The organism is Catalinimonas locisalis, assembly GCF_038039535.1.
In the GTDB taxonomy this organism is placed as follows: Bacteria; Bacteroidota; Bacteroidia; order Cytophagales; family Cyclobacteriaceae; genus Catalinimonas.
The window spans coordinates 394906-409844 of record NZ_JBBPHP010000001.1 but is presented as its reverse complement, the minus strand read 5'-3'; the positions used below and the strand labels follow the sequence as shown (position 1 = coordinate 409844).

The window sequence follows — 14939 nt, the reverse complement described above, 5'->3', positions numbered from 1 at the left end:
TGAAAGAGCGACTATTCAACAACGCGGGGACCATTTCTATTGATAGGTGAAACATAAACCTCGCTGTCAATATTTAACATACCAAAGGCATTCTGCATTTTTCTTCCTACTTCTGTGGCTGTCAGTTCGTCTCTACTCAACGCAAAAACTGATGGTCCTGAGCCAGAAATACCACAACCCAAAGCTCCTGCCTTCATGGCACTGAGCTTCACACTGTCAAAGCCGGGAATCAGGATGGAGCGGATAGGTTCTACAATCACATCCTGCATTGAGCGGCCGATTAGTTCATAATCACATTGCCACAGGCCTGCTACCAGTCCGGCAGTATTACCCCACTGCACGATCGCGTCTTTGAGAGAAATTTGTTTACGCAGTATGCTGCGGGCATCCCGGGTCTGTATCTCCACTTGCGGATGAATAACTGTAACCCAAAGTGAGAGGGGTGTAGGTATGGTAATCACATCCAAAGGCTCATAGCTCCTTATCAATACAAATCCACCCATCAGCGCAGGCGCCACATTATCGGCATGCGCTGATCCAGAGGCTAGCCTTTCCCCTTCCATGGCATAAGGTATCAAATGCTTCCTTTCTTTGATAGCCTTGCTGGGCTCATATCGGAGAAGCAACTCATTTACAGCATATAGCCCTGCCACCGCACTGGCCGCACTGGAACCCAAACCACTCCCCAAAGGCATATTCTTATAAAGCGTTATGCTCACTCCATACTTTGAGTTGACATCACGAAGCAGTTGCTGCACTACCAGACTCACTGTATTTTTATCCGCATCTAAAGGTAGCTTACCTTCATCACCAATAATTTTTTCTATTTCTACTACTCCTCGCTTATCGGTCAGTCGCATAACCACTTCATCACCGGGCTGCTCTATGGCAAAACCCATAATATCAAAGCCACAAGCTACATTGGCTACCGTAGCGGGGGCAAATACGCGTATACTTTTTTCCAATGAATGCGTAAATATTTAGCGGGTGAGCGCACGGCAGATCAACAAATTACCTGCTTTCCTTCACCCTTTCGCGAAGCAAGTTGCAAAAATAGTGAATTATCCCAAAATATTAATGGTGAGAGAAAAGGGAAAGGCTTTAGACTGAGAACTATAGCAAATAACTAATTACTCGGCAAGATATCCTGCACTGCAATAGAAAACTGAAAAGGGGTAGGCACTGACTGATCACTCAGATATGTCTGCTGACTGAGATATTGTTTATCTCTGGGTTGGGTAAAAACTTCAATGGCATGCTCCTGAAGATTGACAATCCAGACTTCAGTAATTCCTCCCTCAGCATATTTGGGCAATTTAATTTTGCGGTCTGCCTGGTAACTGCTGTTGGCTACTTCAATCAACAGCTTTACCATATTGGAAGTAGGATGATCGGTGAGTGAGAAGAAAGCTCCTCTTTCAAAAATTGCTAAATCTGGCTGTACAATACTTTGGTGGTCAAGTCTTAACGGATTCTGTGCATTTACAAAATGTGTATCTCTCAGCTGCTGATTAAATATATCGGTTAGCTTATTCACACATTGGGCATGGGGGAAGTTAATGGGACTCATATAAAAGATTTCACCTTCTACTAATTCTATACGATCATCCTCATGTAGGATACCTGCTTTATAAAGCTTCTCGATATCTCCAGCCGTATATTTTAGTTTGTGTACTTCTGTAAGTGTTTCTGTGGCTTGTGTTTCCATAATGACACTTTTCTTAAACATACGAAATTTACCCGAAGCAGGATAATTTAGGCTTAGCAAAAAGAAAACCGACCTCCGTAATACAGAAGCCGGTTTGACTTACAATCGCTCTATTCAACTTTAATCAATTTCTTAAAGGCTTTCCTCCCTGTAGTAATGACTGAATGCGCTCTAATGTTTTCTTTTCTCCGGTAAGAGACAAAAAAGCTTCCCTTTCCATATCCAGCAGGTATTGCTCTGATACCAGCTGAGGATAAGACAGCTCACCTCCACACATGACATAAGCAATTTTCTCAGCAATCTTTTTGTCATGATCAGAGATGTAATGCCCCTGATGCATGCCGTAGATACCTGCGAGGAAGAGGGCAATGCCTGGTTTCCCCTGCACTTTGATATCCTTACGGTGGGTAGGCTGAGAATAGCCTTGCTCCGCCAATACAAGTACTGCCTCTTTGGCGTCAGCGATGAGGCGGTTTTTGTTCATGGTGACAATATCACGATCACGAAGAATATGCATGTCAAAAGCTTCTCTGGCCGAAGTAGCCACCTTAGCGGTAGCGATATTCATAAAAGCATTTTGTAAGGTGTTGAATTCTATATCTCCTGCTTCCAGACTATCGGAAACTCGCAGCGTCAACTCCTTGGTACCACCTCCGGCAGGGATTAAGCCTACCCCTACTTCCACCAGTCCGATATAGGTCTCCGCTGCGGCAACTACCTGGTCGGCATGCATCGTAAGCTCGCAGCCGCCTCCTAGAGAAAGTCCGTGCGGTGCTACCACCACCGGAACAGAAGAGTAGCGCGCCCGCATCATGGTATTCTGAAACTGACGAATCATCATTTCTATTTCGTCAAACTCCTGCTCAATGGCATACATGAAAAGCATCGCCAGATTGGCTCCGGCAGAGAAATTTTGTCCTTCATTACCAATGACTACTCCGGTATAATCTTTTTCCGCCATATCAATTGCACGATTGATGGCCTCAACAGGATCATTGCCTAGAGTATTCATCTTGGTATGGAACTCTACATTTAATACGCCATCTCCCAGGTCCAGAATACTGGCGCCATCGCTGCTCCACAGCACCTTATTTTCGCGCAAGGTATCCAGCAAGATGAAATCATCAGTACCGGGTACTACTTTATAGCTTTTGCTGTCAATATCGTAGTACATACGCTTGCCATTCTCCGACTTGTAGAAGCTTTTGGCTCCGCTTTCCAGCATCTCATATACCCACTGGGCTGGCTTGTAGCCATTTTCTTCCATCTTGGCCACGGTCTTTTCCACACCCAGCGAGGTGTCGCCCAGCATATCCCAGGTTTCAAAAGGTCCTACTTCCCAGCCAAATCCGGCACTTACGGCCTGATCAATACGGAATAGCTCATCAGCAATTTCGGGTATGCGGAAGGTACAGTAGCGGAAAAGATCGTAAAAATGGGCACGATAAAACTCTCCGGCTTTATCCTGCGCTCCGATCAAAATTTTTAATCTTTCCTGTAGATCGTCCTTAGGCTTAGCCATTTCCAGAGAAGGAAAATTGGCTTTGGTCCTTTCACCATATTCGTAGGTTTTGAAGTCCAGCTCCAGGATGACTGATTTACCTTTTTCGTCTTTGATCTTCTTGAAGTATCCCTGACCGGTTTTATCTCCCAGCCAGTTTCTGTCATATAATTCTTTGACGATGCCCGGAAGCTTAAAAGTGTCTCTTGACTCATCATGCTTCAAAACCTGGTACAGATTGTTAGCCACATTAACGGTAGTATCCAGTCCCACTACATCCATAGTACGGAAGGTAGCGGATTTGGCCCTGCCAATCAGCGGTCCGGTCAGGCGATCTACTTCGCCTACAGTAAGGTCCATTTTCTCCACGGTGTGCATGGCAGACAGTATACCGTATACACCAATACGGTTGGCGATAAAGGCAGGAGTGTCCTTACAAAGTACGGTTTCTTTACCGAGATAGAGATCTCCGTAGTGCATCAGAAAATCCACAACCTCAGGATCAGTCTTCTGTGAAGGAATAATTTCCAGCAGGCGCAGATAGCGAGGAGGATTAAAAAAGTGCGTCCCACAAAAATGTTTCTGAAAGTCCTCACTACGACCATCCAGCATCAGATTGATGGGAATCCCTGATGTGTTGGAAGTAATCAATGTTCCGGGCTTGCGATACTGCTCTACCTGCTCAAATACTTTTTTCTTGATATCCAGTTTCTCCACCACTACCTCTATGATCCAGTCATAGTCGGCAATCTCTTTCATGTTCTCCTCAAAGTTGCCCAGCTTTACGCGCTGCGCATAAGAAGGATGGTAAAGTGGTGCGGGGTTGGATTTCACTGCCTTCTCAAAAGAGCTATTGACAATCCTGTTTCTGACTGCCGAATGCTCCAGAGAAAGGCCTTTTTTCTTTTCTTCTTCAGTCAGTTCTTTTGGGGCAATGTCCATCAAGAGTACTTCTACCCCAATATTTGCAAAGTGGCAGGCAATCCGTGAACCCATAATACCGGAGCCCAACACAGCTACCTTTTTGATATTAAATTTCTTCATTCTTCGGTTACGGTTTGATATATGTCTTCTTCTACAATACGATTGATTACAGAAATTACTTCAAAAAATACTTTCAGCTTATCCTCGGAAACTTGTTCCCTCACATAATGATTAAAGCCCAGCACTGTTTTCCGGGAGATCTCTTTTTTCTCCTTACCTAGATCTGTGAGAAAAATCCGCACTGATCGGCGGTCATTAGGATCAGGCTTTTTGACAATGAAACCTTTCTCCTCCATATTTTTCAGCATGCGCGTAAGACTACGTGATTCCAGCCCAATCAGAGGCGCGATTTTTGTAGCAGGTGTTCCTTCTTTAGAGTCAATGTTTAACAATACAAAGCCAATGGAGGTTGTGAAATCACTTTTTAAAGCTTCCTGATTGTACATACGATAAATTGCATGCCAGGCAGTTTTGATGTTATAGTCTACTGTTTCTTCCTTTTTCATCGTCTTCAAATATACATAAATTATTATGCATGCATAACAATTATTCTGAAAATAATTGCCAATTATGCATTGCTTATTGAATGATTAACTTATATCTAAGATATTGGCAAAGAAAATCTAAAGCTATGAACCTTTTACCTGAAGACATAGAGCAGTATGTGTCTCAACATAGTCACCCTGCCCCCAAATACCTGCAAGAGCTTGAGCGTGAGACTCGTATGAAAGTACTTATGCCACAGATGATTTCCGGTTCCTTGCAGGGCAATGTACTGGCAATGTTTGTACATATGATTCGGCCTAAAAATATTCTGGAAATCGGGACATTTACCGGCTACTCCGCCATCTGGATGGCACAGGCTTTGTCTGAAGACGGCATGGTTACTACTGTTGATATCAATGAGGAACTGGAGGATATGGTCCGAAACTATATCGCAAAATCTCAATTGGCCCATAAAATCCGCTACATCATTGGCAATGCGCTGGAAGTAATTCCTACACTGGAAGAAACCTATGACATGGTATTCATAGATGCTGACAAAGTGAACTACAAAGCCTATTATGATATGGCTATGCCTAAAGTTAGGCGAGGCGGATTTATTGTAGCTGATAATGTGTTGTGGGGTGGAAAGGTAAGTCAGGAAGAAAAACTGAAGCCCAACGGAGAGGCCATTCGTGAATTTAATGATTACGTACATAATGACCGCCGCGTTGAGCACGTTCTTCTTCCGATACGAGATGGATTGATGGTAGCCAGAAAATTATAGTGCATGCATAAGACAATTTTGCTTATCGGATTACTTTTTTATAGCCTTAGCTTACAGGCACAACTTAAAGTAGAAGTGCCTAAGGTTATATACTTCGCTGATATTCAGTTGGAACTTACCCCTGAAGCCCAGAAGAAGATACAGACGGATGTAGATGCGTTAACCCGCTACGAAAAGTATTTCAATGCAAAAGTTGACAAAGTGGATGCCTACCTTCCCCTTATTGAGCAGGTGCTTCGTGAAGAGAACGTCCCCGATGATATCAAATACCTGGTAATTCAGGAAAGTGCGCTGGTAGGCGATGCAGTGTCTTCTTCCAATGCAGTAGGTTACTGGCAATTTAAAGCACCCACTGGTCGTGAGGTAGGGCTAACGATCAACAATGAGGTAGATGAGCGGATGAATATTATCACTGCTACTCGGGGAGCAGCCCGCTATTTTAAGAACAATAATACATTTTTTGATAACTGGCTATATGCATTATTGGCTTATTATGCCGGACCTGGCGGAGCGCTGAAGATCGCTGATAAAAAGTATTACGGTGCCAAACGCATGAAACTGGATGGCCGTACCCACTGGTATGTCATCAAATATCTGGCTCATAAACTTGCTTTTGAACAGGCAGTAGGAAAAAATCCTAATCCTGAGATGATTCTGTTTGCCTACAATGATGGAAATGGCAAAACCCTGGCTCAGGTGGCTAAAGCGCTCAATCTGGAAGAAGCTGAGCTGGAGCCTTACAACAAATGGGTAAGAAGAAATCGTATTCCCAATGATAAAGAATATTATGTAATTGTTCCTGACTATAGCGCTACACGTGCCCAACCTCTGCTTGCTCAAACAAAACCCTCACAGGAAAGAGAAGACTATGGTCCTGATGATCGTCAGCAAGCCAATGAAGATACTCGTTACGTTGAGGTAGATAATACTGCTCGCTTTCCCCTTGTAAAGCAAGGCAGCCGCTGGGGAAAGAAAGTAACTTTGATCAATGACATTCCTGGCGTAATCGCAGATAGTGATGATAACATTCGTTCCCTAAGCCGGGAAACAGGCGTGGCACCTTCAAAGCTGGTAAAATTTAATGACCTAACCACTAAGCAAGCCGGTGTCATTGCGGGGAAACCTTATTATACCAAACGAAAAGGAAATAAAGCTCCGGTACATTATCATGTAGTAGAGCCGGGAGAAAACCTGTGGAGCGTCTCCCAAAGGTTTGGCATCAAGCTCAAAAAACTGATGCGCAACAACCGCATGCGTGAAGAAGAGGAGCTAAAACCCGGACGTGTACTTTGGTTACGCTTCATCCGTCCTCCGCATATTCCTGTAGAGTACCGTAATGTACCTAATGCCAAACCTCAGCAACCAAAGGCTACTAAAAAAGTCATTACTCAAAAGCCAGTTTCTCCTTCCCCTTCTCAGGCAAACAATCAGCCGGAACTCGGTTCTTCAGCAAATCAACAGCAGGAGTGGGGGGTACTGGAAGATAACAGTCAGCAGGAAGAAAAACCATTAGAACCAGTAATTGCTGAACCTGAGCCAGCAGTTGAAGAAAACGTTTCATCTTCCAACAAAAACCTTCCTTCTGATAAAGAGAGTGTCAAAACTACTGCTCAGGAAGAGGAGCAGATTTTAGTCCCTTCCGTATCTACCGAAAGCCAGAGCAAAACTACTGAAAACGAGTACCATACTGTGAAAGCAGGTGAGACTTTATACAGTATCGCCAGGCAGTATGATCTGACTATTCCGCAAATTACCAGCTATAATAACATTTCATGGGATGCTCCCCTCAAAGTGGGTCAGAAGCTACTACTAAAGGCTCCTGAATCAGAGCCGCAGGAACTGGCTTCATCATCGGAAGACAGCAACAGTTTCCTTGTTCATGAAGTTAAAGTAGGTGAAACCATGTACAAAGTAGCCCGTCAGTATGATGTAACGATCAAAGAGTTGATGGAATGGAATGAAAAAGAGGACTTTAACGTGAGCGTAGGAGAAAAACTAAAGGTGAGAAAGAAGTAGTTTTTAGCCAAATATTACCTCCTTGACGATTCGTTCAACTACTGTTTTTATTTTCTGGTTTAAGTTTAAATCTTTGTCTTTTGATTTGGGTAAACCACAGGAACATTAACGGAAATTTATACCGAGGAGCGTGATGATAGATTTAGTAATGCTAATTGATGATAATGAAACTGATAACTTTATCAGTAAACGCATCATAGAGCTTACACAATTTGCCCGTAATGTCGTTGCCAAAAGCAGCGGGCAGAGTGCTTTAGAATACCTTCAAAAACATCAGGATCAGCCTGAACATTTGCCCAACCTTATTTTTCTGGACATCAATATGCCCATTGTAGATGGCTTTATGTTCCTGTACGAATTTGAAAACTTCCCTGCTACTGTACGTGATAAATGTAAAGTAGTCATTCTCTCCAGTTCAGACAACCAGCGCGACATCAACCGCCTGATCAACAACAATCATGTAGTGAAATACATTACCAAGCCTCTCACGCAGGTAGCATTAGAAGAGATTAAAACACTTTAATTTCTTTTACTCTTTCTTGTGCTTAATTTTACAGTCTTTTCCCTTTTGTAAAGCTAAACATATTCATGAAACCTTTTTGTCTCCTGCTGTTTACCCTATGCTTTTTCACGTTTACACAGGCCATCGCTCAACAAGAAAATGAAGATGATGAAGACGAAAGTTTCTGGAACAAAGGCGGAGGACTAAGCGCTACCTTTCAGCAAGTTTCCTTAAACAACTGGGCAGGTGGAGGTAAGAGTTCTCTTGCCCTGGGTGGGATCATGACTGCTTTTCTTACATTTGATGATACTACTAAGCGACGCTGGGAAAACCGGCTGGAAATCAGTTATGGCCTGAGTAGAATCGGAGAAGATACGGACAGATTTATTAAGTCAAAAGATAATTTGATTTTCACCTCCCGCTATGGTCGTAAGCTGAGTGAGCGTTATTATTTATCTACCCTTCTTGATTTCAGAAGTCAGATAGCTCAGGGTTTTAAGAGTGAACAAGTTAACGATAGCATTTCTGACGATGTAAAGGTTTCTGAATTTATGGCTCCCGGCTTTTTAGTAGCCTCCCTAGGTATGACCTACTCTCCAAAGCAACGCAAGCTTATTGAAGAAAATGACAAGGTGCAGAAACGTGAAGGAAACTACTTTGCCATTACACTCTCCCCTTTTTCAGGTAAGTTTACTTTTGTGCTGGATGATACATTAGCTGAAAGGAATCAGTACAATACCGAGGGAAAAAAGGTAAAAGCGGAAGCAGGTTCAAGCCTTACCATGGGTATACGACAGGAGCTTTTCAAGAATGTAGTTTTCAATACTAACCTTAATCTGTTTGCTGCCTACGAGAAGTTTCAGAACGTGGATGTAAACCTGGAGTCCCTGCTGGTGCTCAGAGTCAATAAATATATTATGTCCAACATCTCACTGCAACTTATCTACGATGATGATACGGATGTGGAAAGGGATGATGGTACAGTTGGCCCGGCTCTACAGCTTCAAAACGCCATCAACGTCGGCTTTACTTATGGGTTTTAGTAATCCGGGTCCAGTCCCAGTTTTTCTTTCAGCGCGCGTACCTGAGGGTTCTTTTCCATCAGGTAGTTGAGTTTTTCTGAGGCAGTATAAAGTTTTCTCTGTTTCTCATCTTTTACCAGTTCAGCCGTCACATTAATTTGAGAATTGTGCAGCTCTTTGCGGAGGTATTGTATCAACTCTACTCTGACCTCATTCAGCACATCCATCTGCAGGGAATTTGTCATTTTGAGGGGAATGGTCACTCCATCTTCCAGCAGGTTTACTTCCTGATTAAGCACCATGTAGGCGGAGTCTCTTCCTGCCAGCTTTTTCTGCTCAGCAAATTTGGCCCACTCCTGCCTTAGCCGGGCAATTTCAACAGTACGGGTTCCCATTACCTGCTCTTGTTGTTCAGGCTTTTCTTCTGCTACTGCAATCTCTTCCTGCACGGTCTCTTTTTTTACAGCCTGCTGCCTTATTTCTTCGGCTTTCGGAATCTTGACGGTTGTCTGAAGTTGTTGAAGCTGGGATACATCCACACCTTTCTTGGCTGGCTCTGGCTTTACTGAGCTTCCATTGGTTGAGGCGTGCTCACTACTTTTTTTTTTCTCTTCTTTTCCCCCTTCCCCTCCATCTGATTGAGCTACCTGAGCCATTTGTACAGCCGAGCTGATATAGGCCATTTTCATAAGGGTAAGCTCTACATGCAGGCGTTGGTTTTTGCTGTTTTTGTAATTCAGATCGCAATTCCCGGCCAGGTTGAGTGCGGTGAGCAGAAAGGAGGCAGGAACTTTGGCAGCCTGCTCCAGATAACGCTGCTGCACACTTTCTGAGACCTCCAGCAGTTGAACGGTAGCTTTATCTTTACACACCATCAGGTTGCGAAGATGCTCGCTCAGGCCCACAATAAAGTTATGTCCATCAAAACCTTTTTTCAGGATTTCATCAAAAAGCAGCATCACCTGCGATACATTTTGCTCCACCAGATAATCTGTTACCTTGAAGTAATAATCATAATCAAGGATATGCAGATTTTTGATAGTTGTCTGGTAGGTAACCTTACGATCGGAAGAGAAAGTAACGATCAGGTCAAAGATAGAAAGTGCGTCACGTAAGGCCCCATCAGCTTTCTGCGCAATCAGGTTTAATGCTTCTTCCTCTACTTCTATATTTTCTTTGGTGGCAATCTCCTTCAGGTGATCCACAATGTGGCTTACCTGTATGCGGTTGAAGTCATAGATCTGGCAGCGAGAAAGTATGGTAGGAATAACTTTGTGCTTCTCAGTGGTTGCCAGGATAAAGATCGCATAAGAAGGAGGCTCTTCCAGGGTCTTCAAAAAGGCATTGAAAGCCTGATTGGAAAGCATGTGCACCTCATCTATAATATACACTTTATAGCTTCCCTGCTGGGGAGGGTAACGCACCTGGTCTATCAGATTACGGATATCGTCTACCGAGTTGTTGGAAGCAGCATCAAGCTCATAAATATTCATGGAGTTGGCCTGTTCCTGGCTTTCGTAGCCATTGATTTTTCTGGCCAGGATACGCGCACAGGTAGTTTTACCCACACCGCGAGGGCCACAAAAAAGCAGTGCCTGCGCCAGTTGATTGTTGTCAATCGCATTTTGAAGGGTAGTGGTAATATGTCCTTGCCCTACTACTTCCTCAAAACCTGTAGGGCGATACTTCCGAGCTGATACTACGAAATTCTCCATTGACGCAATTTACAGAATCCTGAACTTTATTCGTAACCAATATTGACAAAAGAAAAATGACTACCCTGGTTCACTGCTCAAAGGCAAAAAGGCATACCAAAAATTTTATTATCTTCGTCTTTTATACCTATTTGTTTGAGCTACACACCTGATTGTCTATATGAGTGAGCAAAGAAGAGAGCCCATGCTATGGGAGGCCATGATTCCTGTGCTTTTCCTGATTATCATGCTATCGGTGAATGTGATTTATGTGTTTGGGGATGATGCCATTTCTGGTTCCAACCAGATTGTATTGATTCTGTCAGCCACTGTAGCTGCATTAGTCGCCCTAAGGACAGGCATCAAATGGGAAGAATTGCAGGATGGCATTGTAAAAAGCATCAGTGCATCTATGTCGGCAATTCTGATATTACTGCTCATTGGCTCCCTGGCCGGAACCTGGTTACTCAGCGGCATAGTACCCGCTATGATTTACTATGGGTTGCAAATTCTCAACCCTACTATCTTTCTTTTTGCTGCGGTAATCATCTGTGCGGTAGTATCACTGGCTACCGGGAGTAGCTGGTCTACCGTAGCCACAGTAGGTATTGCTTTACTAGGGATTGGCAAAGCTTTGGGTTTAAGTGAAGGTTTGATCGGGGGAGCTATTATTTCAGGAGCCTACTTTGGCGATAAAATGTCGCCTCTTTCGGATACTACTAACCTGGCTCCCGCTATGGCTGGTACAGATCTGTTTACGCACATCCGCTACATGACTTTTACTACCGTGCCTTCCATTATTATTACCCTTATCATATTTCTGGTCATCGGCCTCACTTCTGATACTGCTACCGTTACTGGAGGTATTGACGAAGTATTGGGTGCCATTGACAGTGCTTTTAATATTAATGGCTGGTTGTTTATCGTACCAGTTTTGGTGATTGGGATGATCGTAAAAAAGGTTCCTGCATTACCGGCATTACTGGCAGGAACACTTTTAGGCGGGCTGTTTGCCATTATTTTCCAGCCTCTGGCTTTGCAGGAGGTTGCGGGAGGAGAAACTGGGGTATTGGCAGCTTATATTGCTGTTATGAAAGCTTTGTATACCGATATCAGCATCACTACAGATAATGAAATGGTAAATGATCTGCTATCTACGGGGGGTATGTTTGGGATGCTGAATACAGTCTGGTTAATTATCTGTGCCATGATCTTCGGAGGTGTAATGGAGTCAGCGGGTATGCTGCAGCGGATTACCAAATCCATTGTGAAACTGGCCCATTCTACCGGCTCACTCATAGCTTCCACCGGTTTCACTTCTATCTTTTTTAACTTTACCGCATCAGATCAGTATCTGGCTATCGTAGTTCCCGGAAGAATGTATGCGGATACTTATAAAAAAAGAGGTCTTAAACCAGAAGTGCTTAGCCGTACTTTGGAAGATACAGGAACCGTCACCTCGGTACTGATACCCTGGAATACCTGTGGAGCAACCCAGGCTTCTGTATTGGGAGTAGCTACCCTTACCTATGCCCCTTTTGCTTTTTTTTGTATCCTTAGCCCGATTATGACCATGGCATTTGGATTTCTAGACTTTAAGATTCGTAGGTATGAGGATGATGAAATAGAAGAAGAAACACTGGTTGAAAAGAATGCTTAATTCATTAGAAAACATTACTAATACTGACCAAAGCCTATATCCATCCATGTTTGCAAAAAATATCACCAAGGAAGAGATTAATGAGCTGGACCTTAGAAAATATGAAGGCAAAGTTTCAGTAATTACTGAACATGAGCAGTTGGCCTATGCACTTCAACATATTCGAGAATATGAAGTATTTGGATTTGACACTGAAACCAAGCCTGCTTTCCGAAAGGGGGTAAAGCACATGGTCGCACTACTTCAGATTGCTATTCCTGAAAAGGTATATTTGATAAGGCTTAATCATACCGGCTTCACACGAGGATTGAGCGATCTTTTTAATGATGAGTATATAGAAAAAGTAGGTATTAGCATCAGAGATGACCTCAAACATCTGAAGCAACTAAGCGAGAAGCATCGTATTCCTTTCAATGCAGAAAATATTACAGAGCTTAATGAAGTTGCTCATGAACTGGGCATAGAACATGCCGGTGTAAAGAAGCTAACGGCTATTTTCCTGAACTTCAGGGTGTCCAAGTCCCAACAAACTTCTAACTGGGAGAATCCACAACTTACTGAAAAGCAGATTCGCTATGCGGCTACTGATGCCTGGGTTTGCCTTGAAATATACAACCACCTGCGTAGCAAAGGCTACATTTGAGCATACTCTTCTATATCAGACAGATCAAAGTCATTCATGAAAGCAGTAGTAAAATCTCCTTTTCTAAAATTAGGATCATCCATTAACTTGATGTGAAAAGGGATAGTCGTCTTGATACCTTCAATCACAAATTCCTGCAACGCCCGCTTCATCCTCGTAATAGCTTCTTCTCTAGTCTGTCCACTTACGATTAATTTAGCAATCATTGAGTCATAATTTGGCGGAATTATGTACCCTGCATATACATGACTATCTACGCGCACTCCATGTCCTCCTGGCAGATGAAGGTTGGTAATTTTACCCGGGCAGGGACGAAAGCCTTTAGCAGGGTCTTCCGCATTGATACGACACTCAATAGCATGCATGGTAGGAAAATAATTTTTCCCTGATATTTTCACACCAGCAGCCACTTTAATTTGCTCCTTGATCAGGTCAAATTTGGTAACTTCTTCGGTGATGGGGTGCTCTACCTGAATACGGGTATTCATTTCCATGAAATAGAAGTTTCTATGTTTGTCTACCAGAAATTCTATTGTACCAGCTCCTTCATAGCCAATAGCTTCAGCACCTGCGATAGCAGCGGCACCCATCTTATCTCTCAGTTCTTTGGTCATAAAAGGAGAAGGAGTCTCTTCGGTCAGCTTCTGATGCCTCCTTTGGATTGAGCAGTCTCTCTCTGAGAGGTGACATGCCTTACCAGTACTATCTCCTACTATCTGAATCTCTATATGGCGGGGTTCTTCTACAAATTTTTCCAGGTACAAGCCATCATTACCGAAGGAAGCGCCTGCTTCACGTCTGGCATCATCCCATGCTTTCTTGAATTCTTTTTCGTTCCAGACAATCCTCATTCCCTTGCCACCTCCACCAGCGGTAGCTTTAAGAATAATAGGATAACCTATCTCTACAGCAATTTTCAAGCCCTCTTCCATGTTTTTCAACAGGCCTTTTGATCCTGGTACAGTTGGTACACCAGCAGCATCCATGGTTGCTTTGGCTGATGCTTTGTCCCCCATCTTACTGATCATTTCTGGGGTAGGTCCAATAAATTTAATGTTGTATTCTTCGCAAATACGAGAGAACTCTGCATTTTCCGAAAGGAATCCGTAGCCGGGATGGATAGCATCAGCATTAGTAATTTCTGCTGCTGCAATGATATTAGGAATACTTAGATAGGATTTATTACTAGGTGGTGGTCCTATACAGACAGCTTCATCTGCAAATCGTACGTGTAAACTTTCGCGATCAGCTGTTGAGTAGACAGCTACTGTTTTGATACCCATCTCACGACAGGTACGGATGACTCTGAGAGCAATCTCTCCTCGGTTAGCTATTAGTATTTTATTAAACAAGGCTTTCTCAATTAACAATCAAACATACAAAAACTTACGATAGGGATTGTCAATTGGTCAGGACGGATCTATCAGAAATAAAGGCTGGTCATATTCTACCGGAGAAGCATCCTCAGCCAATATTTTTACAATTGTTCCTGAAATCTCTGATTCAATCTCATTGAATAACTTCATGGCCTCTACTATGCAAACGGTCTGCCCCACACTTACTTTATCCCCTACCTGAACAAATGGATCTGAATCCGGATTAGCAGAACGGTAGAAAGTACCGATCATAGGTGATTTTACTGTCAGATGTTTACTATCCTCTGCACTACCGCTTTCAGCAGCACTTGTTTCCTTAGGAGCAGATTTATCAGCCTCATTTCTCTCTGTTTGATAATATGCCGGGGTTGGTGACACCAGACCTGTAGAATCATGAGGCATAGAAGAACCTGGAGTAGTAATAATATTTTGCCTTATTTTTGCGGCAGCGTTCTTCTTCACCTTAAGCTTTATCTCTCCGGTTTCAATATTAACTTCGTCTAGGCCAGACTTTGAAATAAAGTCCAATAAGTCCTGAATTTCGCTTGCTTTCATGGTAGTAG

13 protein-coding genes are annotated in these 14939 nt (G+C 43.2%); 6 read left to right on the top strand and 7 right to left on the bottom strand.

The window, feature by feature from the left end; all coding sequences use genetic code 11:
- Positions 1–11 precede the first annotated feature (11 nt).
- The 4 genes from WJR50_RS01795 to WJR50_RS01780 form a co-directional block, all read right to left on the bottom strand.
- The gene (locus WJR50_RS01795; protein ID WP_341291497.1) at positions 12–965 is read right to left on the bottom strand and encodes a homoserine kinase; all 954 of its coding nucleotides are present in this window, start codon (positions 963–965) and stop codon (positions 12–14) included.
- Between the two features lie 161 nt (positions 966–1126).
- Entirely contained in the window at positions 1127–1708 is a 582-nt protein-coding gene (locus WJR50_RS01790) for a Uma2 family endonuclease (protein WP_341291496.1), read from the bottom strand.
- A gap of 124 nt (positions 1709–1832) precedes the next feature.
- The gene (locus WJR50_RS01785) at positions 1833–4253 is read right to left on the bottom strand and encodes a 3-hydroxyacyl-CoA dehydrogenase/enoyl-CoA hydratase family protein (RefSeq protein WP_341291495.1); all 2421 of its coding nucleotides are present in this window, start codon (positions 4251–4253) and stop codon (positions 1833–1835) included.
- A complete protein-coding gene (locus tag WJR50_RS01780) occupies positions 4250–4699 on the bottom strand; it encodes a MarR family winged helix-turn-helix transcriptional regulator (protein WP_341291494.1) in 450 nt (149 codons plus the stop codon). Before WJR50_RS01780 ends, WJR50_RS01785 begins: the two co-directional genes overlap by 4 nt.
- Positions 4700–4824: 125 nt before the next feature.
- Here WJR50_RS01780 and WJR50_RS01775 point away from each other — a divergent pair, with 125 nt between their 5' ends.
- The 4 genes from WJR50_RS01775 (at position 4825) to WJR50_RS01760 (ending at position 9024) form a co-directional block, all read left to right on the top strand.
- Positions 4825–5463, top strand: a complete 639-nt coding sequence (locus tag WJR50_RS01775) for an O-methyltransferase (RefSeq protein ID WP_341291493.1) — start codon at positions 4825–4827, stop codon at positions 5461–5463.
- 3 nt (positions 5464–5466) lie between these two features.
- A complete protein-coding gene (locus tag WJR50_RS01770; RefSeq protein ID WP_341291492.1) occupies positions 5467–7479 on the top strand; it encodes a LysM peptidoglycan-binding domain-containing protein in 2013 nt (670 codons plus the stop codon).
- A gap of 133 nt (positions 7480–7612) precedes the next feature.
- Positions 7613–8002 (top strand): response regulator, encoded by a 390-nt coding sequence (locus WJR50_RS01765; RefSeq protein WP_341291491.1) that lies wholly within the window; start codon positions 7613–7615, stop codon positions 8000–8002.
- A gap of 65 nt (positions 8003–8067) precedes the next feature.
- Positions 8068–9024, top strand: coding sequence for a DUF3078 domain-containing protein (locus WJR50_RS01760; protein ID WP_341291490.1), 957 nt, complete (start codon positions 8068–8070; stop codon positions 9022–9024).
- Here the strand turns inward: WJR50_RS01760 and dnaX are convergent.
- Positions 9021–10718, bottom strand: coding sequence for a DNA polymerase III subunit gamma/tau (gene dnaX, locus WJR50_RS01755; RefSeq protein ID WP_341291489.1), 1698 nt, complete (start codon positions 10716–10718; stop codon positions 9021–9023). The two genes, WJR50_RS01760 and dnaX, sit on opposite strands and share 4 nt — an antisense overlap.
- Positions 10719–10878: 160 nt before the next feature.
- On the opposite strand from dnaX, the gene nhaC reads away from it, so the two are divergent.
- Positions 10879–12357 carry a Na+/H+ antiporter NhaC gene (gene nhaC / locus WJR50_RS01750; RefSeq protein WP_341291488.1) on the top strand — a complete coding sequence of 493 codons (1479 nt, stop codon included), beginning with the start codon at positions 10879–10881 and terminating at the stop codon, positions 12355–12357.
- 46 nt (positions 12358–12403) lie between these two features.
- Entirely contained in the window at positions 12404–13000 is a 597-nt protein-coding gene (locus tag WJR50_RS01745; RefSeq protein WP_341291487.1) for a 3'-5' exonuclease, read from the top strand.
- Here WJR50_RS01745 and accC read toward each other — a convergent pair.
- The gene (accC, locus tag WJR50_RS01740) at positions 12991–14352 is read right to left on the bottom strand and encodes an acetyl-CoA carboxylase biotin carboxylase subunit (protein ID WP_341291486.1); all 1362 of its coding nucleotides are present in this window, start codon (positions 14350–14352) and stop codon (positions 12991–12993) included. The two genes, WJR50_RS01745 and accC, sit on opposite strands and share 10 nt — an antisense overlap.
- A 57-nt stretch (positions 14353–14409) precedes the next feature.
- Positions 14410–14931, bottom strand: coding sequence for an acetyl-CoA carboxylase biotin carboxyl carrier protein (gene accB / locus WJR50_RS01735; RefSeq protein WP_341291485.1), 522 nt, complete (start codon positions 14929–14931; stop codon positions 14410–14412).
- Positions 14932–14939: the final 8 nt, after the last annotated feature.

Excerpts from the sequence above, each read along its gene's own strand:
- accB (WP_341291485.1), bottom strand. The coding sequence starts at position 14,931 with ATGAAAGCAAGCGAAATTCAGGACTTATTGGACTTTATTTCAAAGTCT.
- WJR50_RS01770 (WP_341291492.1), top strand. The coding sequence starts at position 5,467 with ATGCATAAGACAATTTTGCTTATCGGATTACTTTTTTATAGCCTTAGC.
- WJR50_RS01790 (WP_341291496.1), bottom strand. The coding sequence starts at position 1,708 with ATGGAAACACAAGCCACAGAAACACTTACAGAAGTACACAAACTAAAA.
- WJR50_RS01765 (WP_341291491.1), top strand. The coding sequence starts at position 7,613 with ATGATAGATTTAGTAATGCTAATTGATGATAATGAAACTGATAACTTT.
- WJR50_RS01775 (WP_341291493.1), top strand. The coding sequence starts at position 4,825 with ATGAACCTTTTACCTGAAGACATAGAGCAGTATGTGTCTCAACATAGT.
- WJR50_RS01780 (WP_341291494.1), bottom strand. The coding sequence starts at position 4,699 with ATGAAAAAGGAAGAAACAGTAGACTATAACATCAAAACTGCCTGGCAT.
- dnaX (WP_341291489.1), bottom strand. The coding sequence starts at position 10,718 with ATGGAGAATTTCGTAGTATCAGCTCGGAAGTATCGCCCTACAGGTTTT.
- WJR50_RS01760 (WP_341291490.1), top strand. The coding sequence starts at position 8,068 with ATGAAACCTTTTTGTCTCCTGCTGTTTACCCTATGCTTTTTCACGTTT.
- WJR50_RS01745 (WP_341291487.1), top strand. The coding sequence starts at position 12,404 with ATGTTTGCAAAAAATATCACCAAGGAAGAGATTAATGAGCTGGACCTT.
- WJR50_RS01785 (WP_341291495.1), bottom strand. The coding sequence starts at position 4,253 with ATGAAGAAATTTAATATCAAAAAGGTAGCTGTGTTGGGCTCCGGTATT.
- nhaC (WP_341291488.1), top strand. The coding sequence starts at position 10,879 with ATGAGTGAGCAAAGAAGAGAGCCCATGCTATGGGAGGCCATGATTCCT.